The sequence below is a fragment of the Methylotuvimicrobium buryatense genome (genome assembly GCF_005931095.1).
Classification (GTDB): Bacteria; Pseudomonadota; Gammaproteobacteria; order Methylococcales; family Methylomonadaceae; genus Methylotuvimicrobium; species Methylotuvimicrobium buryatense.
The window spans coordinates 2,064,368-2,089,965 of the sequence record NZ_CP035467.1 but is presented as its reverse complement, the minus strand read 5'-3'; the positions used below and the strand labels follow the sequence as shown (position 1 = coordinate 2,089,965).

18 protein-coding genes are annotated in these 25,598 nt (G+C 50.2%); 12 read left to right on the top strand and 6 right to left on the bottom strand.

The window, feature by feature from the left end:
* Positions 1-134 precede the first annotated feature (134 nt).
* The 8 genes from EQU24_RS09410 to modC all read left to right on the top strand — a co-directional run bounded on the left by EQU24_RS09410 (position 135) and on the right by modC (position 7,080).
* Positions 135-821, top strand: a complete 687-nt coding sequence (locus EQU24_RS09410) for a histidinol-phosphatase (RefSeq protein ID WP_017839740.1) — start codon at positions 135-137, stop codon at positions 819-821.
* A gap of 69 nt (positions 822-890) precedes the next feature.
* Complete coding sequence (locus EQU24_RS22730) at positions 891-1,067, top strand: hypothetical protein (protein WP_209005080.1); 177 nt, start codon at positions 891-893, stop codon at positions 1,065-1,067.
* Positions 1,064-1,525, top strand: a complete 462-nt coding sequence (locus tag EQU24_RS09405) for a gamma-glutamylcyclotransferase family protein (protein ID WP_083877641.1) — start codon at positions 1,064-1,066, stop codon at positions 1,523-1,525. The genes EQU24_RS22730 and EQU24_RS09405 overlap by 4 nt, the downstream gene beginning before the upstream one ends.
* Before the next feature lie 826 nt (positions 1,526-2,351).
* Positions 2,352-2,729, top strand: coding sequence for a winged helix-turn-helix domain-containing protein (locus tag EQU24_RS09400; RefSeq protein ID WP_017839743.1), 378 nt, complete (start codon positions 2,352-2,354; stop codon positions 2,727-2,729).
* 123 nt (positions 2,730-2,852) lie between these two features.
* Positions 2,853-4,421 (top strand): alginate export family protein, encoded by a 1,569-nt coding sequence (locus EQU24_RS09395; RefSeq protein WP_138767142.1) that lies wholly within the window; start codon positions 2,853-2,855, stop codon positions 4,419-4,421.
* Positions 4,422-4,556: 135 nt separating this feature from the next.
* A complete protein-coding gene (gene modA / locus EQU24_RS09390; RefSeq protein WP_017839745.1) occupies positions 4,557-5,318 on the top strand; it encodes a molybdate ABC transporter substrate-binding protein in 762 nt (253 codons plus the stop codon).
* A gap of 4 nt (positions 5,319-5,322) precedes the next feature.
* Positions 5,323-6,000, top strand: coding sequence for a molybdate ABC transporter permease subunit (gene modB, locus EQU24_RS09385; protein WP_017839746.1), 678 nt, complete (start codon positions 5,323-5,325; stop codon positions 5,998-6,000).
* Positions 6,001-6,003: 3 nt separating this feature from the next.
* Positions 6,004-7,080, top strand: a complete 1,077-nt coding sequence (modC, locus tag EQU24_RS09380) for a molybdenum ABC transporter ATP-binding protein (protein ID WP_017839747.1) — start codon at positions 6,004-6,006, stop codon at positions 7,078-7,080.
* A 248-nt stretch (positions 7,081-7,328) separates the two neighbouring features.
* Here the strand turns inward: modC and mazG are convergent, their stop codons facing one another.
* From mazG to gcvH, 4 genes are all read right to left on the bottom strand, one after another.
* Positions 7,329-8,132, bottom strand: a complete 804-nt coding sequence (gene mazG / locus EQU24_RS09375) for a nucleoside triphosphate pyrophosphohydrolase (RefSeq protein WP_017839748.1) — start codon at positions 8,130-8,132, stop codon at positions 7,329-7,331.
* Positions 8,129-9,061 carry a carbohydrate kinase family protein gene (locus EQU24_RS09370; protein WP_026130063.1) on the bottom strand — a complete coding sequence of 311 codons (933 nt, stop codon included), beginning with the start codon at positions 9,059-9,061 and terminating at the stop codon, positions 8,129-8,131. Before EQU24_RS09370 ends, mazG begins: the two co-directional genes overlap by 4 nt.
* Positions 9,062-9,069: 8 nt before the next feature.
* Complete coding sequence (locus EQU24_RS09365; RefSeq protein ID WP_014148841.1) at positions 9,070-9,432, bottom strand: diacylglycerol kinase; 363 nt, start codon at positions 9,430-9,432, stop codon at positions 9,070-9,072.
* Between the two features lie 508 nt (positions 9,433-9,940).
* Positions 9,941-10,324, bottom strand: a complete 384-nt coding sequence (gene gcvH / locus EQU24_RS09360) for a glycine cleavage system protein GcvH (protein WP_017839750.1) — start codon at positions 10,322-10,324, stop codon at positions 9,941-9,943.
* A gap of 124 nt (positions 10,325-10,448) precedes the next feature.
* Between gcvH and EQU24_RS09355 the strand changes: the two genes are divergently transcribed.
* From EQU24_RS09355 to EQU24_RS09345, 3 genes are all read left to right on the top strand, one after another.
* Entirely contained in the window at positions 10,449-11,534 is a 1,086-nt protein-coding gene (locus tag EQU24_RS09355) for an efflux RND transporter periplasmic adaptor subunit (RefSeq protein WP_014148844.1), read from the top strand.
* Between the two features lie 45 nt (positions 11,535-11,579).
* Positions 11,580-14,666 carry an efflux RND transporter permease subunit gene (locus tag EQU24_RS09350; RefSeq protein WP_017839752.1) on the top strand — a complete coding sequence of 1,029 codons (3,087 nt, stop codon included), beginning with the start codon at positions 11,580-11,582 and terminating at the stop codon, positions 14,664-14,666.
* Between the two features lie 213 nt (positions 14,667-14,879).
* Positions 14,880-16,412 (top strand): methyl-accepting chemotaxis protein, encoded by a 1,533-nt coding sequence (locus tag EQU24_RS09345; RefSeq protein WP_017839754.1) that lies wholly within the window; start codon positions 14,880-14,882, stop codon positions 16,410-16,412.
* A 335-nt stretch (positions 16,413-16,747) separates the two neighbouring features.
* Here EQU24_RS09345 and EQU24_RS09340 read toward each other — a convergent pair whose 3' ends face one another.
* Positions 16,748-21,175, bottom strand: coding sequence for an ABC transporter substrate-binding protein (locus tag EQU24_RS09340; RefSeq protein ID WP_017839755.1), 4,428 nt, complete (start codon positions 21,173-21,175; stop codon positions 16,748-16,750).
* On the bottom strand, positions 21,172-22,227 hold the full coding sequence (locus tag EQU24_RS09335; protein WP_017839756.1) for an HD-GYP domain-containing protein: 1,056 nt from the start codon (positions 22,225-22,227) through the stop codon (positions 21,172-21,174). Before EQU24_RS09335 ends, EQU24_RS09340 begins: the two co-directional genes overlap by 4 nt.
* 277 nt (positions 22,228-22,504) lie before the next feature.
* On the opposite strand from EQU24_RS09335, the gene EQU24_RS09330 reads away from it, so the two are divergent.
* The gene (locus tag EQU24_RS09330) at positions 22,505-25,291 is read left to right on the top strand and encodes a bifunctional diguanylate cyclase/phosphodiesterase (RefSeq protein WP_017839757.1); all 2,787 of its coding nucleotides are present in this window, start codon (positions 22,505-22,507) and stop codon (positions 25,289-25,291) included.
* Positions 25,292-25,598 lie beyond the last annotated feature (307 nt).

The window sequence follows — 25,598 nt, the reverse complement described above, 5'->3', positions numbered from 1 at the left end:
ACTACAGCGTATTATTTCTAAGTGTTAGAATGGCCCAGTAAACCAGGAATTTAAAATATTGCGTTATTGTTCCACAAAACAATCAACAAGGCTATAGCGCGATGCCCTTTAAAACTTTTCAATAGGTTACAGCAGTGAGTTTAGCGATCTTCGATTTAGATAACACCTTAATCGCCGATGACAGCGATTATTTATGGGGGCAATTTTTAGTCGACCGAGGCATTGTCGACAAAGCCCAATATGAAGCAGCCAATGCCAAATTTTATGACGATTACAAACAAGGCTGCCTGGATATCGTGGAATTTCTTAACTTTTCACTAAAACCCTTATCTGAGCATGCCCCTAGCCAACTGTTTGAATGGCGGGAACAATTTACCGAAGAAATCATCAAACCGTTAATGCTCAAACCGGCTCAAGCTTTAATCGACAAACACAAAGCCAAAGGCGATACATTGATGGTGATTACCGCAACCAATCGCTTCGTCACCGAGCCGATCGTCAAGCTTTACGGTATCGAACACTTGTTGGCGACGACCCCGGAGTTCATCGACGGCCGATATACCGGCAATTTCAGCGGCACGCCTTGTTTTCAAGCCGGCAAGGTCGCTTTACTGGAAAACTGGCTGACATCCTCGGAAGAAACGCTTGCAAACAGTTGGTTTTATAGCGATTCGCACAACGACTTGCCTCTGTTGAATCGAGTGCAAAACCCGGTTGCGGTCGACCCCGACGAAAAACTCAAAGCCTATGCGGAACAATCGAATTGGCCGATTATTAGCTTGCGCAACGATCACTGCCCTACTCACCATTTTCAAAAATAGAAATTCGCGATTACCGGCGAGGGAACCCCTTACGATTAACTTGCATTAACAAAACTAACAAACAATGCCATGAATTTTTTCATACGCTTGAAGTATGCTTTGCTAATGTCGTTTTTGGCGCTGCTCGAAATCGGACCCATACCGATCGCTCCAATCATCGGATTATTCATCATAATATTTCTGCCTAGCTGGTTTAAAGACGCAGTCGACAGGATGTACCATTCGAATGACAGCCGCAAAAAATGAAACCTATCCCCAAACGCCAAACGAACTATCTATTCGTATACGGAACTTTAAGAAGACATCACGGACACCCCATGTCGCGTTGGCTAAGTCAATGCGCCGACTGGATTGGCACCGGATATTTTCAGGGAAAATTATTTAATCTTGGGAAATATCCGGGCGTCGTAAAATCCAACAAAGCCGGTGACCATGTGCTGGGCGATATATACCGAATCGGCCGTCCAAAAATGATCCTAGCCACACTCGACCGCTACGAACAGTGCTCCATCCGCGACCCTCGACCCCACGAATATGCGAGGTCCATCGAACCAGTCATGCTCGGCAAAGGTAAAACCCTGAACGCCTGGGTTTATCTCTATAACCGCCCGATCAAGGATCTCATTTGCATTCCTTCCGGCGATTATCTTGCATCAAGCGCCAAACAGAGTATTGGACGAACCTCAATAGGGAGAAAACGATGACAACACAGATACACGACTACGATATGCACACTAGACCGGTAGAGGGACTTTCACCTTCCGAGATTCGCACAGCCTTGCTGGCTGCTCCTAAGTCCGTCGAGTAGACCGGTTCCTCTCAGCGAAGCCTGCTCTATCCATCTGCCGACACTTTTGTTGCTACGCCTCACCGCACGCGGCTTTTACGTGATCGCAAATAGTTTCGCTGTGCATCATTGATCCTGATTAGCAAGTTTCTTCAGATAAAGCTCAAAGATCAGCATATTCCTAGCAGGACGGGGTTCGCAAGCCATGCGCGTCAAGCTAAAAACGGCCAAGCCGCATCACGCTCTTTCCCAAGTTCCAGCTTCCTGAACAGATTACCCAAGCTGGAGCTTGGGTAACAGCCTATTTTAATTTTTGCGACTACGACTGGCACCTGCTAGGACAATTGGCCTCGGCAAGCTGAAGCATCTTGCTATACCTTTCGCACTTCAAATTTCGGCAGTGCCTGAGGAGGCGCCGGGTGTCCGGTCGATTTTCGCTCCTGCAAAATCGACATTCACGCCATCCATGGCGCTCGCTAAGGCTTTGCCAGCATGGAGCTGGCATAGAGCCTACAGGGACGTATTCACGGCGTCCTTTGACGTGCATCCCGGTGCCGAATTTTGATCTACGATGGGTATATAGAGCTTAAAATTGCAAATTTTACATTTGTCGACTAATTGACAAAATTACCCCATTTATCGGAAACACAACAGCAAACGGCAATTCAATCTTATCCAAAAACGCCAACGAAGATTGAGTCCTACGCGTGACTGTGACGACCGTTTTTGCTAGGCTTGCGCGCATGGCATCCGACGAATCCAATTCTCATCATTTAGTCCGCCCGCGTATCCATATCGGAACAGGCAAGGGAATTGCCATCGGCCCCGGAAAAATCGATTTGCTTAGGGCGATCGCCCAAACCGGTTCGATAGCCGCGGCGGCTCGCACTCTCAAAATGCCCTATAAACGCGCCTGGCTTTTGATCGACAGTCTCAATCAAGGATTTGGTCGACCGGTCGTCAGCACCGCGAGCGGCGGTAAAGAAGGCGGCGGAACCTTTTTGACGCCGCTGGGAGAAAATCTTTTGGAACGCTATACCGCGCTTGAACAACGGATCAACGACGCATCGAGCCAAGAAATCAAAGCGTTATGCGATTTAGCGGATCGCCTTCCTGAATAAGAAGACACAGCCCCATTTTTCATTGATTGGCATGGAATTCGCTTAATGACTAGCGTTATATCATTTTTGACCACACGATTCGTTAAATGCGACAATTTCAACCCGACGGTAAAAATTAACGCGATGTTCAAAAAACCACTTTCCCAATTAGTATCGGAATATTCGACAGATACGGCAATACCCGGCATTACGTTGGCGGTCGCCGGCTTGATTTCGAGTCCGATTGCGCTAGCCGACGCCACCGCCAAGAGAGCGGCCGCACCGCCGCTTGCTTGCTTTTCGAGTCAAATGAACGACCGTTTGGCGGATCACCCGCGTTATGAAAAACCGCTCTGGAACTTACATGATGCGTTAACACTGCCCGACTGGCTTTCGATCTCGCTCGAACAACGCACGCGCTATGAACTCCTCGATGGGCAATTCAGAGCCCATGCACAAGGAGGCGATCAACAGATTCCGCTGGAAACATGCCTGAGCCTGGAAGCGAGCTTCGACGCGTTTCGTTTCGGCGTCGAATTTCTCGATTCGCGGCAATTCGGCAGCGATTCGGGATCGCCGATCAACAACACCCATGCCAACGAAGCCGATTTTCTGCAGGCCTATCTGGCCTTCGCGCAACGGAATTTTCTCGACAGCGGCATCGGCGCCGAAGTGATTCTCGGCCGGCAGACGCTCAATTTTGGCAGCCGCCGTCTGGTCGCACGCAATGTCTTCCGCAACACGATCAATGCCTTCACCGGTGCGCGGCTGCGTTTCCAGGATAACGGCAAATGGCAATTCAACGGTTTCGCAACGATGCCGGTCGGCCGCTATCCGAACGACCGTCAGGAACTGCTGGACGGCAAGCACAAGTGGGATAAGGAATTGTACAAGACCTGGTTTTCAGGCGGTTTTCTGGAAATTTACGACATAGGCTGGAAAACTAATGCCGAACTCTATCTGTATCATCTGAGCGAAGGCGATCAAAACGATAATGCAACACTCAACCGGCGCTTGTTAACCCCAGGCATGCGCTGGTACCGCAAGGAAGCTAGAGGCGAGTTCGGTTTTCAACTCGAAACCGCCGGACAATTCGGCACGGTCCGCGCGACGAAGGAAGCCGGCGACGAACGCGATTTGGATCATACCGCCTGGTTTCAGCACGTTTCGGTCGGCTATACCGTCGACATGCCATGGTCGCCGCGTCTCGCCCTGCACTACGATTACGCGAGCGGCGACAGCGATCCGAACGACAACAAAAGCGAGCGTTTCGATACCTTGTTCGGCGCGCGGCGCTTTGAATATAGCCCGACCGGCATCTACGGTGCCGTCGCGCGCGGCAATCTGAATTCGCCAGGCTACCGACTCATTATTTCGCCGCGCGACGACCTTCAAGCTTTTTTCAGCCATCGTTTTTTCTGGCTCGCCGAAAGCCGCGACTCCTGGACGGCAGCAGACTTGCGCGATACGAGCGGCGCATCGGGCGACTATCTGGGCCACCAGATCGAGCTGTCGACACGTTGGGACGTCAACAGCAGCCTGAACCTAGAAACCGGCTGGACGCATCTGTTCAAAGGCGGTTTCGCGCACGACGCGCCGAATGCGCCCGACGGCCAGGACGTCGATTATACCTTTCGCACTTCAAATTTCGGCAGTGCTAGAGGAGGCGCCTGGGTGTCCGACAAAGGCTTTGCCAGCATGGAGCTGGCATAGAGCCTACATGGACGTATTCACGGCGTCCTTTGGCGGACACCCAGGCGCCGAATTTTGATCTACGACGGGTATATTTCTATGTACAAAGCCTGTTTCGCTTCTGATTGCCGATCCAACACCCCCGGAGATAAACGGATGAAAACGATTCAAACGTTACTACTGATCGTCTGTTGTTTGTCGGCCTCGCTCGCTCATGCCGAAAAAATCTTAATTGCGGCGGCGGCCGACCTCAAGTTCGCGCTCGATGAAATCGCCGCCGAATTCCGGAAAGCGCATCCCGACGACACTATCGAAATCGTTTACGGTTCGTCGGGCAAGTTTTTTACGCAAATTCAGCAGGACGCGCCCTACGATCTGTATTTCTCGGCCGACATCGCGTTTCCGGATAAACTGTCGAAAGCCGGTTTCGCGGCATCCGAAGTCAAGCCTTATGCCGTGGGCCGCATCGTGTTATGGAGCGCGCAGATGGATGCCTCCAAACTGACGCTGAAAAACCTGACCGATCCATCGATTACCCGCATTGCCATCGCCAATCCGAAACATGCGCCTTACGGCAAAAGGGCCGAGGAAGCGCTCCGCTCGACGGGAATTTGGGCGGCCGTGGAACCGAAATTGGTGTACGGAGAAAATATCGCGCATACCGCGCAATTCGTGCAAACCGGCAACGCCCAAATCGGCATCATCGCGTTGTCTCTGGCGTTGAATCCCGAACTGGCGAGGCAAGGCGGCCATTATTTGATCCCGGACACGCTGCACGAACCGCTCGCACAAGGCTATATCATCACCAAACGGGCCGCGGACAATGCCCTGGCCGAACGCTTCTCCGCCTATGTCGACTCAAAACCGGCGCGCGAGGTGATGACCCGCTACGGATTCACGTTACCGGCGCGGAGGTAGACCGATGACATTGAGCGCCGGCGACCTCCAAGCGGTCATCCTGACTCTCGAACTGGCGCTGGTCGTGACCGCGATTCTGTTCGTTGCCGGTACGCCTATCGCCTGGTGGCTCGCAAGAACGAAATCGCGCTGGAAAGGCCCGATCGGCGCCGTCGTGGCTCTGCCGTTGGTTTTGCCGCCTTCGGTGTTGGGCTTTTATTTGTTGCTGGCGATGGGACCGAACGGCCCGGTCGGCCGTTTGACAAGCGCGCTGGGCATCGATCCGTTACCATTCACGTTTGAAGGTCTGGTGCTGGCATCGGTATTCTATTCGCTGCCGTTCATGGTGCAACCGCTGCAAAACGCCTTCGAAGCCATCGGCGACAGGCCCTTGGAAGCGGCCGCGACATTACGCGCCTCGCCGTTGAACGCGTTTTTTACCGTCGCGCTGCCGTTGGCCTTGCCCGGTTTCCTGACCGCCGGCGTGCTGACGTTCGCGCATACGGTCGGCGAATTCGGCGTCGTATTGATGATCGGCGGTAACATTCCCGGTATCACCCGCGTCGCGTCGGTGCAGATTTACGATCACGTCGAAGCGTTGGAATACGGCGAGGCGCACAGTTTGGCCGCAGTCATGCTGATTTTTTCTTTCCTGGTGCTGCTGACTGTCTACGCCTGGCGACCCGGCGCGGAAAAGGCTTGAACGATGACGAAAGACCAAATCGAAGCCCGCTTTTTATTGAATTGGCCGGGCTTTTCGCTCGATATCGACCTGACTTTGCCGGGACGCGGCGTCACAGCGTTGTTCGGACAGTCCGGTTCCGGCAAGACCACGCTGCTGCGCTGCATGGCGGGACTGGAACGCGCCGATGAAGGATTCTTGTCGTTCAAAGGCGAAACCTGGCAAAACGGCAAGACCTGGTTACCGGCGCACCGACGGCCGATCGGGTATGTCTTTCAGGAAGCAAGTTTATTTGAGCACATGACCGTGCGGAATAATTTGCATTACGGCCGAAAAAGAATTCCCGCTGCCCGGCAAACCGATCTCGATCCGATCATCGAGTTGTTCGGCATCGGCCATTTATTGGGCCGCAAACCGGACCGCCTGTCCGGGGGCGAACGTCAGCGCGTCGGCATTGCCCGCGCGCTCGCGGTCAATCCGCGCATGCTGCTGATGGACGAACCGCTCAGCGCCCTGGACTCGGCTCGAAAGCAAGAGATTTTGCCTTATTTGGAAAAGCTCCGCGATCGACTCGATATTCCTATCGTTTATGTCAGCCATTCGCCCGAGGAAGTCGCCCGGCTGGCCGATTATCTGGTTGCGATGAATAACGGCAAGGTCATGGCTCATGGACCGCTCAAAGAAACACTGGCGCGAATTGATTTGCCGATACGCCTCGGCGAAGAGGCCGGCGTCGTGCTCGACGCGGTCGTCGCGGAACGTGACTCAAGCTGGCATTTGGCAAAATTGGATTTTTCCGGAGGTAGTCTATGGACGCGGGACAAAGGCATTGCACTCGGCCGCCGCGTTCGCGTCAGAGTGCTGGCAAGAGATATCAGTCTAGCCCGCGACAATCGAGAACATTCCAGTATTCAGAACGTACTGCCCGGCGAGGTGGAAGCCATCGCGGACGACGAACATCCGGGATTGGCCTTGGTCAGCGTCAAAGTCGGCCCAAGCGTTTTGGTTGCGCGACTAACCAAGCGTGCCGCGCACATGCTCGAAATAGCACCCGGACAAGCGATCTGGCTTCAGATTAAATCGGTGGCGTTGATGGAATAACATTTTGTCCACGAAACAAACGAAGATCACGAAAACATTCAATCCAAGCTGAATTAGCTGATCACCCAATGGGCAATTCAAGTGATTTCGCTCCTTCTCAAGCTCTTTACTTAGAAATGCGGTAAGAGAAGCTCCAGGTTCTCGAAGACGGGAAGCTATAGTTTGCAGGAATGTTTTTTTAAACCGGAGAATAGAGAATCGATCAACCCACGTGCGGGTGACGGGTTACGGCTTTCGCCTAACTCGACCTACTTCTTTTTCAAAGCCTGTTTCGCTTGGTCCCATAAGGCATCGAGTTCGGCCAGTTTGCAGTCTCTCAAATCGCGCCCGGATTCTTGAACGTGTTTTTCGATATATTGAAACCGCGACGAAAATTTTTTCGTGCTTTCGCGCAACGCGATTTCGGGATTGACTTTCAGATGCCGGGCCAGATTGACCGCGACCAAGAGCAAATCGCCGATTTCTTCCTGAATATGGGCTTGATCGCCCGACTCCCACGCCTCCCTGACTTCCTCTAATTCTTCGGTAACTTTATCGAACACCGGCAAGACTTCGGGCCAATCGAACCCATGACTCGCGGCGCGGTTCTGGATTTTTTCGCATTGCACCAATGCCGGCAGATTTCCCGGAACGCCATCAAGCACACTGTCCGGTAATTCAGCGGAGCGTTTCGATTGACGCTCCTCGAGCTTAGCTTGCTCCCAGGCCTGTTTACGCTCTTCGTCGCTCTGATAGACAGCATCGCCGAAGACATGCGGATGCCGTCTGACCAGCTTTTCGGCGATGCTGCCCGCTACTTGTTCGAAATCGAACAGACCTCGCTCCTCGGCGATGCGCGAGTGGAAGACGACCTGCAATAACAAATCGCCGAGTTCCAAGCGCAAGTCGTCCAAATCGCCGCGCTCGATCGCATCGGCAACCTCATAAGCTTCCTCGATCGTATATGGGATCAAACTGTAGAAATCCTGCTCGATATCCCAGGCGCAACCGCCGTCCGGCGAGCGTAGCTGCGCCATGATACCGAGCAATTTTTCGGTATTGCTTAAACTCAAAACGACGCCCCGAAGGTCTCGCGGTAACGGTCCTTAAAAGAATCGATGTCGAAGCTGTGATTTTGCGTGCCGTGATGCTCAATTTTAATCGAGCCCATCAACGAAGCGATCCTGCCGGTCGTCGGCCAACCCAAATCGTTCATCAAACCGTATAAGAGTCCGGCGCGGTAGGCATCGCCGCAACCGGTCGGATCGACAACCGCGGCAGGCTTAACCGGCGGAATCTCGATACACTCGCCGCCGACGTATATTTTCGAACCGTTACCGCCCAAGGTAACAATTAACGCCTCGACCTTATCGGCCATTTCATCCAAGGACAAACCGGTGCGCTGCTGCATCATTTCGGATTCGTAATCGTTTAGCGTGACCCAATTCGCCAGTTCCAAAAACTTCAGTAGTTCATCGCCGTCGAACATCGGCATGCCTTGGCCCGGGTCGAATATGAACGGAATGCCCTGTTCGGCGAATTGCTCGGCGTGCTGCAGCATGCCTTCCTTGCCGTCCGGAGAAACGATGCCGATGCTGATCGAACCGTCGGTCGGCACCGAATTCAAATGCGAAAAATTCATTGCGCCCGGATGAAACGCGGTGATTTGATTGTCTTCCTGATCGGTCGTGATGTAAGCCTGACCGGTGTAATTGTCGTCGAGAATGCGGATGTATTCGCTCGAGAGACCGCATTGCGACAACCACTGCGAATACGGCTCGAAATCGTGCCCGACCGTCGCCATGATCAAAGGATCTTCGCCAAGCAAGTTGAGGTTATAGGCGATATTGCCGGCACAACCGCCGTATTCGCGGCGCATGACCGGCACCAAAAACGAAACATTAAGAATGTGGACTTTTTCCGGCAGGATATGATTCCTGAAATTATCATGAAAGACCATGATGGTATCGTAAGCCATCGAACCACAGATTAATGCACTCATTGTTTCTCCTAAAAAAATAAAATCAATATCCAGGTCGCCGCCGCCCAAACCAAGGAAAGCATGACAGCGGCCGAACCAATGTCCTTGGCCCGGCCGGACAGTTCATGATGCTCGAATCCGACTCGATCTACGACCGCTTCAACCGCCGAATTCAGTAGTTCCACCAATAAAACCAGGACCATGCTGCCGATAAGCAGCAATTTCTCAATGTTTGTCTCGCCGAGCCAAACGGCCAACGGCGTCGTGACTATAAACAACCAAACCTCTTGCCTAAACGCCTCTTCATGAAACCAAGTGGCCTTAAAGCCCGACAGCGAAAAGAAAAAAGCGTTTACGATGCGTTTAAAACCTTTTGCGTTTTGATTTGCCATAGTTTGATACAAATTCCGGTAGATTAAAACGCCAGATTACACAAGCCTTTTGTCATTTTAATTACAATGATTTTACAGCGTCTTAATAAGCTTGATAATTTTTATAAGTCATTGTTTATTAATGATATTATATTCCGACCAATACTTGTTCGATTTGTAAAAACGCCTGCTAAGTCAAATTGTTGAGAACCTTCTCAAGACGCTATCCACAGAGTTATCCACAGATTTTGTGGAAAACTGACAAACGGACGCATCACTTACAGGCAAAGTACCGGCCAACTCACATCCCTTCTTTCCCAAGTTACTATTCAAGTATATGTAGCCCGTTATGCAGCGTAGCGAATACGGGAATGGCGTGGCCTCGAACTTCCCGGATTGCGCTTCGCTCCATCCGGGCTACGCTAATTGGACGCACCGGAAGCGATCGGTAGCGATTTAGCAGCGGCGACCTGTGCTTAGCTTGAGCGTATGACCGCCCCCCCATAACGCGCCAAACAAGGCTTTCGGCTTATTCGGCAATCAATTGACCGTAGGCCGAGGCATCCAGCAAGGTATCCAATTCGGCCGGATTATCGGCCTTCACGCAAAACAGCCAAGCATCGTAGGCATCGTCGTTAACCTGCTCCGGCGCATCGGATAGCTCTTCATTAACCGAAACGATTTCTCCGGACACGGGGCTGAATAAATCCGAAGCGGTTTTGACCGACTCGACGACAGCGCATTGTTCGTCCGCTTTAACGACACGCCCGACTTTAGGCAGTTCGATAAAAACTAAATCGCCGAGTTCGGCTTGCGCGAATTCGGTAATACCTACGCGCACTACATTGTCGCTTTCCAGTTTTGCCCATTCATGGGTTTTTGCATACTTCAAATTTTCCGGCAAATCGCTCATCGATAGTTCTCCGTTCAATAGTGCCTAACGGCGCAAACCGTAAAGAATAACGCGATCAATTATAAAAACAACAAATAATTTCGGTTACGCCCCTTCCGGCCCTTATAATTTGCTCATGCCGCACATGAAATTCTCCTTTATTAGCCTCGTTAGTTATCCCATAACCTTGTTGGGCGGTTTGAAATGGCCGACTTTGATTACCGTAGCGCTTGCATTAAGCGATAACGGCATTGCCTTTGCGACGAATCAAGACAAAGAAGCCGCTCCCGTTCGAACCGAAACCGATGTTGACGACTACGGGAAGGAAGGCACTCTGAACATCGACTCGGCGTCCCAAACTCGCTCCGGGTTGCAAACAATAAAACTCGAACCTCATCGGTATCGTCCGGAACTGACCGCTTACGGCAATGTCGTTGCGTTACAACCGCTGCTGGATTTGAGAAACCGTTACCTCGCCGCACTCAGCGGGCATGAGAGCGCCAAGTCTCGACTAACGCTGGCTCAACAATCGATCGACCGAACCCGGCTTTTACACCGCGGCGGCGCCGTTTCCGGGCGCAGTCTGCAAGAACAACAGTCGCAATGGCAATCGGAACAAGCGTTAACTCAAGGCAGTCGCCTACAAATCGAAACCGTTCGCAATGAGGCGATACTCAATTGGGGCCAAGCGATTGCCGAATTGTTCCTTGATGCCAATACCGACACCCTGCTCCCCTATTTGTCGGGGCAAAAAAATTTATTGCATATCTCGTTGCCGCCTAATAATAAACCGGTCGATACGCTCGACGAAATCCGGGTCTCACGCTACGGCGATCGAAACCGAGCCGAACCGGCGCGTTTTATATCGCCCGCACCGCAAACCGACCCGCTCACCCAAGGGGAAAGTTATTTTTTCGAAACCGAACACGGCGGCATTCGAACCGGCATGCGCATCGCCGCCTTCATTCCATTGCAGGAAAACGCCGAAAACGGCGTCTTAATACCGGCATCATCCGTCATTCGCCATCTCGGTCAAGCTTTCGTTTACGTCAAAACGTCTCCGGAACATTTTCAACGACTGACTATTACCGGATTTATCGACACACATGCCGGCTATTTCGTCACGGACGGTTTGCATGCGGGTCAGGAATTAGTCGTAAGCGGTGCGCAAATGCTGCTTTCGGAGGAATTCAAAAGCCAAATTCCCGATGAAGATGATGACGATGATTGAATTGCAGAACCCTGAAACGCCGGGCGGCGGGAAATCCGTTTTAAAATGCTAAGCGCCTTAATCCGCTTTGCGATCCGTCAACATGGCATCGTGATCGTCGCTGCAATGCTGCTATTCGTCTACGGCTTTTATCGTTTCACCGCAGCAGGCCTCGACATATTTCCGGAGTTCTCGCCGAAGCAAATTGTCATCCAAACCGAAGCGCCCGGCTATTCCGCCGAGCAAGTCGAAACGCTGGTCACGCAAGCGATTGAAAGCTCAATCTCGGGGCTAATCGGCTTAAAAACGGTCCGCTCGGAATCGATACAGGGCTTATCGGTCGTGACCGCGCTTTTTGAAGAAAGCAGCGATATCCACCGTAATCGGCAAATGGTCGGCGAACGCCTGGCCGGTATCGCCAATCGCCTGCCGCAAGGCATCGGCCCGCCTCTGGCAGTCCCCTTGTCTTCGTCATCGGCAACGGTTTTGACAATCGGTCTGCATTCGGATCGACAGGATTTAATGGCCCTGAGAAGCCTTGCAGATTGGACGATCGTCCCGCGATTAATGGCTGTCCCAGGCGTTGCCGACGTCAATGTATTCGGCGGTGAAATTCGGCAATTGCAAATTCAAGTCGACTCCGCCCGTTTGCAGCGCTTCGGCTTGGCGCTCGACGAAATCTTTCAAGCCGCCTCGGAATCGACGAACCTACAAGGCGGCGGTTTCATCGAAACCGACAATCAGCGTTTTAGCATCACGCTTTCCGGCCAAAATCTCAACCCGAAACGACTTCAAGACATTATTGTCAGGCATACTCAAGGCCGAAGTGTCAGACTCGCCGATGTCGCCGATATTCGCTATGGGCCGGAACCGCCGATCGGCGCCGCACAAATCATGGGCCATCCGGGTATCGTCATGATGGTCATCGGCCAATACGGCGCCAATACGCTCACCGTTTCGAAACAAGTCGAAAAAGCCTTGAGCGAATTCAATACGCTATTCGCCAAGCAAGCGATCGATTTTTATCCGAACTTATTCCGTCCGGCCGATTACATCGAAACCTCGTTGCATAACCTATCGGGACATTTATTAATCGGCGGCTTGTGCGTGCTGATCGTGCTGTATCTATTTTTATTCGAAATACGGACCGCCCTCATCGCCGCGACGGCAATACCGGTATCGCTGATTGCCGCTGTTCTAGTGCTACTCGAATTCGGCGTCAATTTGAACATCATGGTCTTGGGCGGACTTGCCATTGCGCTTGGAGAAGTCGTCGACGATGCGATCATCGATACCGAAAATATCTTTCGTCGGCTGCGCGAAAATCGGCTTTCGGCAGTACCGCGTCCGGTTTCCGAAGTCATCTACTCCGCCTCGATGGAAGTGAGGGGCTCGGTGGTCTATGCCAGCTTCATCGTCGCACTGGTTTTCGTGCCGCTGCTAACTTTGACCGGCGTCGCCGGACGTCTGTTTTCACCGCTGGGTATGTCCTACATTCTTGCCATACTCATGTCGTTAATCGCGGCATTAACGCTAACTCCGGCGCTGTGCTTCATGTTATTGGGCAAAAACGACTCAAGCGTTAAAGAACCGCCATTGATCCGGTACTTAAAACCGGTTTACCGGCGTTGGCTCAGTTTCATTAGCCGGCATTTTAAACTAGCGATAGCGACTGCCGTGCTAATCTGTATCACCGGCCTGGCTGCTTTGTTTTTCACGAACAGCCGATTTCTACCGCCGCTGCGTGAAGGTCATTATATTGTGCATACCAGCAGTATTCCCGGCACGGCGCTGAAGGAATCGATCCGAATCGGTACGAAAATCACCGAGCAATTTTTAGAAATTGCGGGCGTCGTTTCGGTTTCGCAATGGGCCGGGCGCGCGGAGCGTGGGGCCGATACCTACGGCAGTCATTACAGCGAGTATGAAGTGCGCCTGGCGCCGATGTCCGGTCCGGAACAGCAACAAGTCTTAAACCGACTGCGCAAGACTTTGGACGGCGTACCTGGCATCGTGTACGAAGCCAATACCTTTTTGACCGAACGGGTCGACGAAACCATCTCCGGCTATACGTCGCCTCTCGTGGTCAATGTTTACGGTAATGACTTAGCGTTTCTCGACAGGAAAGCCGAGGATATCGCGGGGCTGCTACGATCAATGCCGGGTGCGGCCGATGTAACGGTCCGTTCGCCTCCCGGCGCGCCGATGCTCGATATCCGGTTACAATCGGACAAGCTGGCCTTTTGGGGCTTGCGGCCGACTCACGTCATGAGCACCGTACAAAGCGCCTATGAAGGCCGCATCGTCGGCAAGCATATCGAGGGTAACCGTATTGACAACATTGCGGTTACCCTCGATGCCAATCTCCGCAATAAGCCCGAAGCACTTGAAAAACTGCCGATACGCGCCCCGGACGGTACGCTCGTGACGCTCGGGCAAGTCGCCGCTATCGAGCAAAGCTCCGGGCGATACAATATCCTGCATGAAGGAGCGCAAAGACGGCAGACCGTTACCGCAAACATTATCGACCGGGATTACGAATCGTTCGTCGCCGAATTAAAGCAAAGAGTATTCGACGAAATCCCATTTCCGGCCGATATGTATCCGGAATTTACCGGCGCCGCGATCGAACAAGCCGAGGCGCGCCGAGAATTGGTCTTGCATTCGTTGTTGGCCGGTGCGGGCGTATTGATGCTGATCTACATTGCGATCGGCAGCTTTCGTCACACAGTATTGACACTCGTGAATCTGCCGTTTTCGTTGATCGGCGGCGTCGCGGCGGTATTATTGACCGGAGCGTCACTATCGGTCGGTTCGGTTGTCGGTTTCATCACGCTGTTCGGCATTACCGTACGTAACAGCATTATGTTGATCGCCCATTATCGGCATCTGGTCCAAACCGACGGCAAAAGTTGGGATTTCGCCACTGCCATGCAAGGGGCGGAAGAACGCCTGCCGTCGATTCTTATGACTGCATTGGTCACCGCACTAGCGATGCTGCCTATCGCATTGAACAGCGATAATCCGGGACGTGAAATCATGGGGCCGATGGCGGCAATCATCATCGGCGGCTTGGCCTCCTCGACGCTACTCAACCTACTACTCATGCCGGTTATTTTGTTACGGTTCGGCAGATTTCAGGGGAAACCTTAAGCGATGAACCTAGAAAAAGCATTTCACCATGAAGATTATGAATATTCTCTTGAAATACTTCAAGAACATCATGCACTTGATGGCTAAATTGCTAAATTTAGGATAAATCGTAAAAAACCTTACGGACTGCGCGATTATTTTAATAAATAGCTGCATTAATAATTTTGTACGCTAAAATTAAATAACCCTTACATCCAATATCAAGCCTCATCCATGAAACTCAGAACGCAAATTTCACTTGGCTTCGCCGGCATCCTAGTTCTGTTATTACTGACATCCGGAATCGGTATTCAACGACTTATTTCGCTAGTCGACGAAACTCGTAATGTCGTCGAAGCCGATAATCTGCGCACCGATTTGGTCGAACGAGAGGTCGATCATCTAAATTGGGCCGCCCAACTCAATGCCTTTGTTTATGACGATCATGCTCATGATTTGAATATACAGCTGGATCATACGCAATGCGCCTTCGGACGATGGTTTTACGGTCAGGAAAGACGGCACGCCGAATCGCGCTTTCCTGAATTAAAACCGCTACTCGCCAATGTCGAAGAACCCCACCGACTCTTGCACGAATCGGCGAAATTAATCCGGGATGCCCGAGTCAACATAATCCGCAACGAGGACCGGAGCGAAGATCAACAAACCGGTACGCTTTATAAAAACGAAACCGTGCCCAATCTTCAGAGCGTGCAACACTATCTTGGACAAATGCGCGACATCGTCAATGCTTCGGCGGCAGCCATTCAACAAGCCATGGAAAACGACAGCACTCAAGCTCGTTTCGTTTTGATTGCAATCACACTCTCCGCGGTTTTGGCGGGTATCATTCTGGCCACGGTCATCGTCAGATACATTCTCAAACAGCTCGGAGGGGAACCGGCGGAACTGGCGGCGATCTCGAAACGCATGGCTACTGGCGACTTGACGATGAAATTAAATGTCAAATCCGGCGACAGGGAAAGCTTGTATGCATCGATGGCGGAAATGATCAACAACCTTAAGCAAACGGTTGAGGAAGTAAGAAACCGTGCGGATTACTTGACCAGTGCCGCGAATGAAGTTAGCGCGACCTCGCAGAGCCTTAGCCAAAGCGCCACGGAACAAGCCTCGGGACTGGAGGAAACGACCTCAAGTTTGGAAGAATTGACAGCGTCAGTGCAGCAAAATAGCGAGAATGCCGTTGCAACCAGCAAAATCGCGACAGGAACGGCAGCGGAAGCGCAACAAGGCGGCGATGCAGTATCTCGGACCGTGCAGGCAATGCGCGAAATTGCCGATAAAATCGAGATTATCGAAGACATTGCCAGAAAAACCAATTTGCTTTCGCTCAATGCCGCAATCGAAGCGGCTCGCGCCGGAGAACATGGGCGCGGCTTTTCGGTCGTCGCATCGGAAGTTCGAAATCTCGCCGAAAATAGCCGCAAAGCCGCGGAACAAATCGGGGAACTGGCCACCGACAGTGTCGATATCGCCAACCAAGCCGGGCAATTGTTACAACAAATCGTTCCGGATATTGGCAAAACCGCGACCTTGATCGAAGAAATCACATCCGCCAGTAACGAACAAGCATCTGGCTTGGCGCAAATCAACGAAGCCATGGCGCAACTGGACAAAGCCACCCAACAAAATGCCGCCGCGTCCGAGCAACTTGCGGCAACGGCCGAAGAACTTTCCGGCAATGCCGAGGAACTTCAGCAAGCCATGGCTTTTTTCAAAGTCGACGATGATGCCCAAAACCGTTAATCCTTAATTCGGCAGTTTAACCATGAAGCACATGAAGTCTTTCAACGGCTTGCCATAAAATAGTGGATAACGTTACTGTGAAAGTTCGTGGATTTGAAATCTTAATCTAGTTTTTCGATATTCAATACAATGCCGGTTCCGAAGAGGGTGCGGTTGCTCGATCGACAGCCGCCGTCGAGCCTACATGGACGTATTCACGGCGTCCTGTCGGGCGAGTGACCGCACCCTCCCCGCCAGAGAGCTTTCATTTACCGGGGCGAGGGCTAGGCCTTCATGAACGTTACTGTGAAAGTGCGCGGATTTGAAACGCGGATTCAACTAACAAGTGCAATACCTTACGAATCCCGCAATTGCTCGAGTAAAGCCGAGAACTCATTCAATCCTTGCTTAATTTCGGCAATATCGAAACTATCGATATGCCGCTCGAGACGTTCGGCGTAGTCAAGGACCGGGGTAAACCGGTAACGCTCGCCGATTGCCGACACGTTTTCGGCAAATGTTTTCATAGTCGATATGTTATTACTGAACGCTGCCTGCTCGCATTGCGGACTTAATTTTTCCAAGGCTGCCAGTACTTCGGGCAAGACAGCCTGTTGCTCCGTCGTTAATACGAGCGGATATGGCTCGACTTGTGCCGTCTCGTCTCTATCGAACGGTAAAAACTTCGCAAGCTCTTCAATCAAGTCGGCTTTCAATATCGGTTTTCTCAGATAAGCGTCGAAGTGCGCGGTTTTTACCCGATCGTATTCGTCTTTCATAACCGACGCGGTCAACGCGATAATCGGCGTATCGCTAAACGATTTTATTATCTCGGCCGCCTCGTAGCCGCTCATTACAGGCATACGAATGTCCATCAATATCAAATCGACAGGCTGCCGTTTAACCAAGTCAACGGCATCAAGCCCGTTTTCGACCGTCAAGACAGTCAAAGCGGTTCCGGAAAAGTTCTCTTGCAATAAACGCCGATTATTTTCGATATCGTCGACGACCAAAACCGTTGCCGGGTGAAACCGGATTTTTTGATGACTCGTCCCGATTGGTATTTGTTCGGATTCGTCGATGGACGCGATATCGACATTGTAAAGTCTGACGGTAAATATGGAGCCTTCGCCCAAACGGCTAGCAACAGTAATCTCGCCACCCATCATTTCGACCAAACGTCGACTGATCGCTAGCCCCAAACCGGTACCGCCGTATTTCCGAATATCCTGCCCTTCCGATTGCTCGAACTCTTGAAAAATGACTTGTTGATGTTCCTGTGAAATTCCGATACCGGTATCCTCGACATCGATACATAAATCCAATCGACTGCGAATATCGTCTTCATTAGCGGTACGCGCAATCAAACGAATATGGCCCTGATCGGTAAATTTGACGGCATTGCCGATCAAGTTGAATAGCACCTGGCGCAAACGCGCGGCATCAAGCACCAAGCTGCGTGGAATTGCGGGATCGACATTTAAAATCAATGCCAAATTTTTTTCTCGCATCTTCATCGTAAAAATTCCGCCTAGCTCGGTAAATAATTCATGCGGATTGCAAGCTTGCTTTTCGATACTGAGTTTACCGGCCTCGATTTTCGATAAATCCAAAATATCATTGATCAATGCCAACAGGTTTTGTCCAGCGGTTTTGATCGTTTTCACGAAAGATTTGAGATGGGGTTCCTTGATTTGCTCGTCGAGCAAATCGGTAAAACCGATAATTGCATTCATCGGCGTTCGGATTTCATGACTCATGTTCGCAAGAAAACGGGACTTGGCTTGGTTTGCCGACTCCGCTTGCTCCTTGGCTTTAGCCAGCGCGATTTCAGCATTTTTGCGCTCGCTGATATCCCAACTCACGCCAATGATTTTCCCCGGATTATTTTCGTTGCCAGTAATCCGGCTTCCGCTGTAGAGTGTGCGAATGATACCGTCCGGACGAATGATCCGATATTCGTTATGAGCTTGATCATCGCGCAGGTGTAACTGACTGATCACTCCTTGAACCAGCGACCGGTCTTCCGGATGGATACGTGCTATCCATTCGGCAAAGGCAAGACTCGGCTGTTTGGGTAGGCCGTATATGTCGAACATCCTATCGTCGAACAGCAAATTGGGTTCTCCGGTCAAATTCAACTCCCAAACGCCGATCGATGCGATTCCGGCCGCAAGCGTTAGCCGTTCGTTTAATAATGCGGCTTCTTGCTCGCTCTGCTTACGCCGGACTACTTCGTCGGCCAAACGCCGGTTCCAAAAAAACACGAACGCCAATATCAGCAAAAAGCCCCCAACGATCCATGCGATCAACCGATAATCGATTTTCTCGGCAATACTTTTGCTTGCCCAAGTATCGCGTATCTTCTGATGTTCGCTGGGTCCGATCGTATGTAAGGCACGATTAAAAAGCGGTGCCAGTTGCGCCTGTTTCTGTGCAATGGCGAACCCCAGATCGCTGGTAAATTCGGTTTTACCTACGATGCGGATATTATGGATGCCTTGGTCTGCAATTTGATAACCGGCTGCCGCCAGCGTACAAAGCAATGCGTCTACGCTGCCTGTCGAAACCGCAGTCAAACCTTCGGCGACCGAATCTACATAGTGAAAATCGATTTCCGGATAATGATCGGCAATGGTCGATGCATAGGCGTAACTCTGGACGATCGCCAATCGACGATGCCGGATTTCCCGGATATTATCGACATAGGGCTCTCGATCGCCCATCACGATTACAACGGGGCTACTGAATATGGATTCGGTAAGAACCAAGCGTTTATCGTCTAAACTATCAAGCGCCTCAAACATGATGTCGACTTCGCCGAGTTCGACTTTTTGTTTGGCTTCGCGCCACGATTCAAGCGGAATAATGTCCAACTCGATACGGAGTATTTTGGCGATCCATGCCAAATAGTCGGCCGCCATGCCGATATATCGACCCTGACGATCGACGCTTTCATAAGGTAACTTATTTCTCTTGGCGGCAACTCGAATGACCGGATGCTCGGCCAGCCATTTTTGCTCGTAAGACGTCATAGCGACCGTTTGTCCCTTGAATCTGGCACCGAACCATTTATCTTGTACTTGCTGCTTCTCCTGTTCGGGAATCGCCGCAAGCGCTTTATTCAAGATCGAATGCAATTCCGGCAAATCCGTACGAACCGCCATGTGCAATTGCTGAGCCTCGCCAGGAGGCAATACCTTAAACGGCCGAATTGTTGTTATCGCATTACGTTTCAACCAATAAGTGATAACCGAATGCGCATCGACCAGTAAATCCGCTTTTCTCTCAATAACGCTTTGCAAAGCTCCCATCAGATCCTCGACTTCGAGAATACTCAGTTCCGGGAACATTTTTTTTATGGTTTCATCATGCAAAAAACCTCTCGGTATCGCGATCGTTTTACCGGCTAAATCCGCCAAGGACTTGGCTTGGACATCTTCATGAATGAAAAAATAATCCAACATCCACTGATAAGGCTCGGTAAAAAGCATATAGTCGGCCCGCTCGTCGGAATAATACAGCGATGGCAGTAAGTCGATTTCCCGTTGCCGGATCTTTTGCAGAAGATTATTCCAGTCGTCGATCTCGGCTTCGAAAGTCAGTCCGGTATATTGCCCGATCAATTGCAATATATCCCGGCTCAAGCCGTTATGAACACCGTTACGATCGACAAAATCGTAAGGCGCCCAATCCCGCTCTCCCCCGTAACGGACCACCGGGTTACGTTTTATCCAGGCTCTCTCTTTCGCCGAAAAAGCCAGTACCGGACCGGTTTCGGCATTCGGCAAACGGTAAAAAAAATCATCCTCGATGAGGCTGTGCTCGACAAATCCCAAACGTTGGTAATCCTCGGCCGTCAAACGATAACGCTTTGGATCGACCGAGCCCAACTGTATCAACTCGGGAATAATCATCTGCCGGGTCATGCGCGCTTCGTACTCCAAATAAGCGCGGGAAAGCTTAGGGTTATAACGATCGATAATCAACTCGATGATTTCTTTCGGGTGATCGAGCGCATACTGCCAACCTTTGGTCGTCGCCCGGCTGATTTTTTCGACTCGCTCGGGATGTTCGATGATTTCATTGCGGGTAGTGAATAAATTGTCTCCGTAATAATCGATTCCGTAATTTAGCGGATTGATGACATTGACTTCAACCCCTTGCTCTTTTAGAAGAAACGGTTGGGAAGTCGCATAGGCGGTAACGACATCGATCTTGCCGTCGCGTAAATCCTGATAGGAAGCTCCGGTTGCCTTGATCCGTTGAACTTTATTCAGATCGCCGAGGGTTTTCAGCAGCAGCGCATTCAGCGCCGCATCGCCCCGGCTGGATAAGTCGAGCGCGACTTTTTTGCCGATCATTTCATAAGGACTGACGATGCCCGATTCGCGGCGGGCGATGAATACCAGCGGAGAATGTTGAAAAAATTGATTGATCAGAACGACCGGATCGCCCTGTAAATGATAGATCAGCAAAGTGCTATCGGTTACGCCGTATTCCGATTCTCCGGCAAGGACCTGCTTGACGAAGTCTTTCGAATAATCGATTTCTTTTAACTGAACTTCGAGCCCCTCGTCCCGGTAAAAACCTTTCTCGATAGCCGCATAATAACCGGCAAACTGAAAACCATGTTCCCAACGTAATTGAATACTGACCGAATCCGAGTCTAGCGCCGATTCGTCTGCTGCTGCGTGCGCCCCCCTTAAAAATAGATAAAGGAAGCACCATAGGATAACGATACCGGTTTTTACGACCATAAACGGCATTGAACCGGCACTCACTTCAAATCGGCAATTGCAAAAAAATCATCGACATGGTCTAAGAAAATGTCGACTAACTCCGGGTCGAACTGCGTTTCGCGATGTCCCTCAATATAATCGACAACCCGATCGCGACTCCAAACGGCTTTATAGCATCGCACATGAGTCAACGCATCGAACACATCGGCTAAGGCGACGATTCGGCCGTAAATATGAATATCGTTACCCTTCAATCCGCGCGGATACCCGCTACCGTCCCATTTCTCATGATGTTCGTGAGCGATGACGGCGGCGGATTTAATGATTCTTCGATCCGAACGGCATAGTAATTGATAACCGTTAGTGGTATGCGACTTGATGACATTAAATTCGTCCTCGGTCAATCGCCCCGGCTTATTCAATATTTCCTTGGGTATCATCATCTTGCCGATATCATGCATCGGGGAGGCGTGATACAACATATCCATATCGTGAACGGAGAGGCTTTTATGATATTTAGCCAGCAATGCTGAAATCTCGGACAAGCGCTTGATATGCTTTCCGGTTTCATCCGAAGTCGATTCCATTAATTCGGTCAGCATAAATATCATTTCTTTTTGATTTTCTTCCAACTCCGTAAGTAAGCGGACCCGCTCATAGGCGACTTTTGCTTCCAATGCGATATTATGTTCGCGCAGTATTTTTTTTGCATGAAACAAATCGATATGCGTCTTGACGCGCGCCAACAATTCATCGGCATGAAAAGGCTTGGTTATATAATCGACGCCGCCGACGGTAAAGCCTTTCGCCATCGAATCGACATCGACACGGGCGGTCAAAAAAATAATCGGCACATCTTGATAGCGCGGATTGGCTTTTAAAATTCGACAAACCTCGAAGCCGTCCATGCCCGGCATCATAATGTCCAGCAGAATCAAATCGAACGGCGCAGGATTATCTCGAATCAACCGTAACGCTTCTTCTCCGCTGCCGGCAAACGAAAGATCGTAATTGTCTTCCTTTAAAAAGTTCATGGCGACACGAATGTTATCGATGACGTCATCGACAATCAGAATACGATTGGATGTAAGCATGGGGATTGTTGAGTTGCCTTGATATTGAAACTAAAGCGTAGCAATCAAAGCCTAAATTGTCTACCCCCCTATTGTAGACCGCAACTGTCATACATTTAGCCTATAGCTGTCGCACTTCAAATTTCGGCATCACCGGATGAGGCGCCGGGGTGTTAGGCAAAGCATTCGGTTCATGGCAATCCAGCCATAAAGTCATAAATGGGCAGTTATTCAAGGCAAAAACAACTATAATCTAGAAAATTCCACTCAAATAGCGATTCCGTATTAACAATCATTCATGTATTCCATTGTGCAGCTGATCATTCCCTTCATTTTTCTTTTTTTGTCGATACCGTCGGTTGCTGCTGATATATCAAACGATAAGGCTTCCGAACCGATACGTAGCATAACTTTAAACCCGAAAGAGCAAAAATGGCTGGAAAAACATAAAAAGATCCGAATCGCTTTCGACGGAGACTTTCCACCCTTTAGCTTTGTCAATGAAAAAGGTATTGTTGAAGGTGTCGCCGTCGAAATCATTAGCCTGATAAGTCGACGCCTTGGCATTGACTTCGAAATTTATCCGCATACCGAATGGAGCCGAGTTTACGAAGCAGCCGTAACGAGACAAACCGATGTCGTGGCAACAATGGTTAATAGACCGGAGCGTCGCACATGGTTTTTCTTTACTCAACCCTATCTCAACAAATCGCTAGTCATCATTACCCGAAAAGACAATTTCACCATCAAGCGACGCACCGATATCGCCGGCAAAAAAATTGCCCTGGTCAACAATTACCAATATATCGATCGAGTTCGCGAAGAATTTCCTTCGATCAAAATACACGCAGTCGAATCTTTCCTTGAAGGGCTTAAGGCAGTTGCGAATCGACAAGCAGATGCCGCAATCACTTTTACCGGAACCGGTCATTTTTTAATCGATAAACACCAACTCAACGACCTTAATATAGCGGCTTTCTACGATCACAACAGCGCAAACGAAAGCATCGCGATACGTAAAGATTGGCCGGAATTGGCTTCGATATTACAAAAAGGGCTCGACTCGCTCAGCTCCGATGAAAAACAGGCGATCTTCGAAAAATGGGTTCCCAAAGTTGAAACCGTAGTCACCGACTATGTGCTGATCGGAAAAATTGTCGCGGCATTCGCACTGGTACTGCTCATTATGCTGCTATGGATTATTCAAGTCCGCAGACAAAATCGCCGTATCGAGCAATCCAAGGATGAAGTGTTACTCGTCAATCAACAGTTAGTCAATCTACAAAACGAATTGGAAAACTTGGTCGAGCAAAGGACTGCCGAACTTAAAGCCAGCGAACAAAAATACCGTAGTTTGGTCGAGAATTTGCGCCACGAATATTTTTTCTATCGCCAAGACCGTTCGGGGTTATTGACCTATGTGAGTCCCTCGGTCAGTAAGATACTCGGCTATAACGTAGAGGAATTTATCGTCAATCACCGCGCTTTCCTGACCGACAACCCCGCTAACTTAAATATCGATAAAAACACGGATTTATGCTTAAAAGGCATGCCTCAACCGCCTTACGAAGTCGAGGTTTATGATAGCAATGGTTATATTCATTGGCTTGAAGTCATGGACTCGCCCGTATTTGACCAAAACGGCCAATGCATAGGCGTCGACGGTATTGCACACGATATTACCGAGCGTAAAGAAACGCATGAATTACTCACATCGCTTTCTTATTATGACGATCTGACCGGTTTGGCCAACCGTCGCTTATTTGCCGATCGTTTACAACAAGCGATCAATCTTGCGCACCGGAATAAAGCTTCGATTACGCTATTTTATCTTGACCTGGATAAGTTTAAATCGATCAATGACACGCTCGGTCATGCCGCAGGAGACGAAGTTCTTAAGGAAACGGCGCAAAAAATACTGTCGGCCATACGCGACTCCGATATTGCGGCCCGCATGGGCGGAGATGAATTCGTCATACTTCTACCTGATTCCGATGCCCAAGCCGCCATATCGGTCGCTGACAAGCTCATTAAAGTCTTGCAACAGCCTTATTACATCGGCGAACAAATGCTGACTGTCGGAAGCAGTATCGGTATTTCGGTGTATCCGAACAACGGCACCGACGGCGACAGCCTAATCAATCATGCCGATACCGCAATGTATCACGCCAAGAAGGAAAAATTAGGTTATGCCTTTTATTCCGAGGACATGCAACCGGCTTTCATAAGCTCAGAACAACTGACCGAAGACTTGGCGAAAACCGTTAAACATTGCTTGCGAATAAGCCGGATAACCTCAGCAAGCTCGTTGGAAAATACTCAAAATCCAGGCATGAACGGTCACTTTTTGATTTATTATCAAAGTCGACATTCATTAATCAACAGCGACATAATCGGTTTCGAGAGTTTAGTCCGCTGGTATCATCCCGAACAAGGCATCTTATCGCCTTCGGAATTTTTACCGCTCGCCGAAAAAGCCGGTTTAATCGATAAAATTACCGATTGGGTCGTCAGGCAGGTCTGTAGTCAGGCACTGGCTTGGGAAAAAATAAACCTTAGACCCGCCAAAATCAGCATTAATCTTTCGATCAATCAAATTCAACAACAGAGTTTGTTAGAAAGAATTCTACGCGATATCGATAACTTCGGAGTAACTCCGAACTGGCTGGAAATTGAGATTAAAGAGAGTACGATCATGCAAAATATCGATCATGCCGTTGATATCATCGATCAACTCAATGCTGCAGGCCTTTCGGTTGCCATAGACGATATCAGTTCCGACTCGCCTATTTTGGAGCGGCTCGATTCCCTTCCGGTGCAAACCATCAAAATCGATCGCGCACTCATTCGCACTCTACCTGTGAATATCGAAAATGCGGACAGCGTCATATCGATCATCAATAAAGCGCATGCTCAAGGTAAAGCTGTTACGGCGGAAGGCGTGGAAAGTGAAAATCAATTGAATTTTCTCAAAACAAGCCGCTGCGATAACGTGCAAGGATTCTATTTCAGCAAGCCCCTACCAGCTGCCGACGCAGAAAACTTTCTTAAAAGTTTGTCATGGTTTCTTGATAAAAATGACTAAGGAATATGCACAAATTTACTTCTACAAGTTTTAGGCACTGTGGAGGTTCAGCGACTCGCTTGACAGGACGCCGTGAATACATCCATGTAGACTCGACGGCGGCTATCCTTGCCGCCGACGCCTGTCAAACGAGCCACCGAACCCCCTTTCAGCATTTGTCGAAGTTATTTCATGCTCGTTCCTAAATTAAAACTATCCACACTACAAATTTCGGAATTGAGATGTCTATTGTTACCAAAATTTGATTAGCAATGTGGCGTATATTGACTCTGCTCATCAAGACATACACCGGGCCGGCAAACCAACT

Coding starts and splice junctions, on each gene's coding strand:
- EQU24_RS22730 (WP_209005080.1), top strand. CDS start 891: ATGAATTTTTTCATACGCTTGAAGTATGCTTTGCTAATGTCGTTTTTG.
- EQU24_RS09405 (WP_083877641.1), top strand. CDS start 1,064: ATGAAACCTATCCCCAAACGCCAAACGAACTATCTATTCGTATACGGA.
- EQU24_RS09400 (WP_017839743.1), top strand. CDS start 2,352: ATGGCATCCGACGAATCCAATTCTCATCATTTAGTCCGCCCGCGTATC.
- EQU24_RS09395 (WP_138767142.1), top strand. CDS start 2,853: ATGTTCAAAAAACCACTTTCCCAATTAGTATCGGAATATTCGACAGAT.
- modA (WP_017839745.1), top strand. CDS start 4,557: ATGAAAACGATTCAAACGTTACTACTGATCGTCTGTTGTTTGTCGGCC.
- modB (WP_017839746.1), top strand. CDS start 5,323: ATGACATTGAGCGCCGGCGACCTCCAAGCGGTCATCCTGACTCTCGAA.
- modC (WP_017839747.1), top strand. CDS start 6,004: ATGACGAAAGACCAAATCGAAGCCCGCTTTTTATTGAATTGGCCGGGC.
- EQU24_RS09370 (WP_026130063.1), bottom strand. CDS start 9,061: ATGAGTGCATTAATCTGTGGTTCGATGGCTTACGATACCATCATGGTC.
- EQU24_RS09365 (WP_014148841.1), bottom strand. CDS start 9,432: ATGGCAAATCAAAACGCAAAAGGTTTTAAACGCATCGTAAACGCTTTT.
- gcvH (WP_017839750.1), bottom strand. CDS start 10,324: ATGAGCGATTTGCCGGAAAATTTGAAGTATGCAAAAACCCATGAATGG.
- EQU24_RS09355 (WP_014148844.1), top strand. CDS start 10,449: ATGAAATTCTCCTTTATTAGCCTCGTTAGTTATCCCATAACCTTGTTG.
- EQU24_RS09350 (WP_017839752.1), top strand. CDS start 11,580: ATGCTAAGCGCCTTAATCCGCTTTGCGATCCGTCAACATGGCATCGTG.
- EQU24_RS09345 (WP_017839754.1), top strand. CDS start 14,880: ATGAAACTCAGAACGCAAATTTCACTTGGCTTCGCCGGCATCCTAGTT.
- EQU24_RS09335 (WP_017839756.1), bottom strand. CDS start 22,227: ATGCTTACATCCAATCGTATTCTGATTGTCGATGACGTCATCGATAAC.
- EQU24_RS09330 (WP_017839757.1), top strand. CDS start 22,505: ATGTATTCCATTGTGCAGCTGATCATTCCCTTCATTTTTCTTTTTTTG.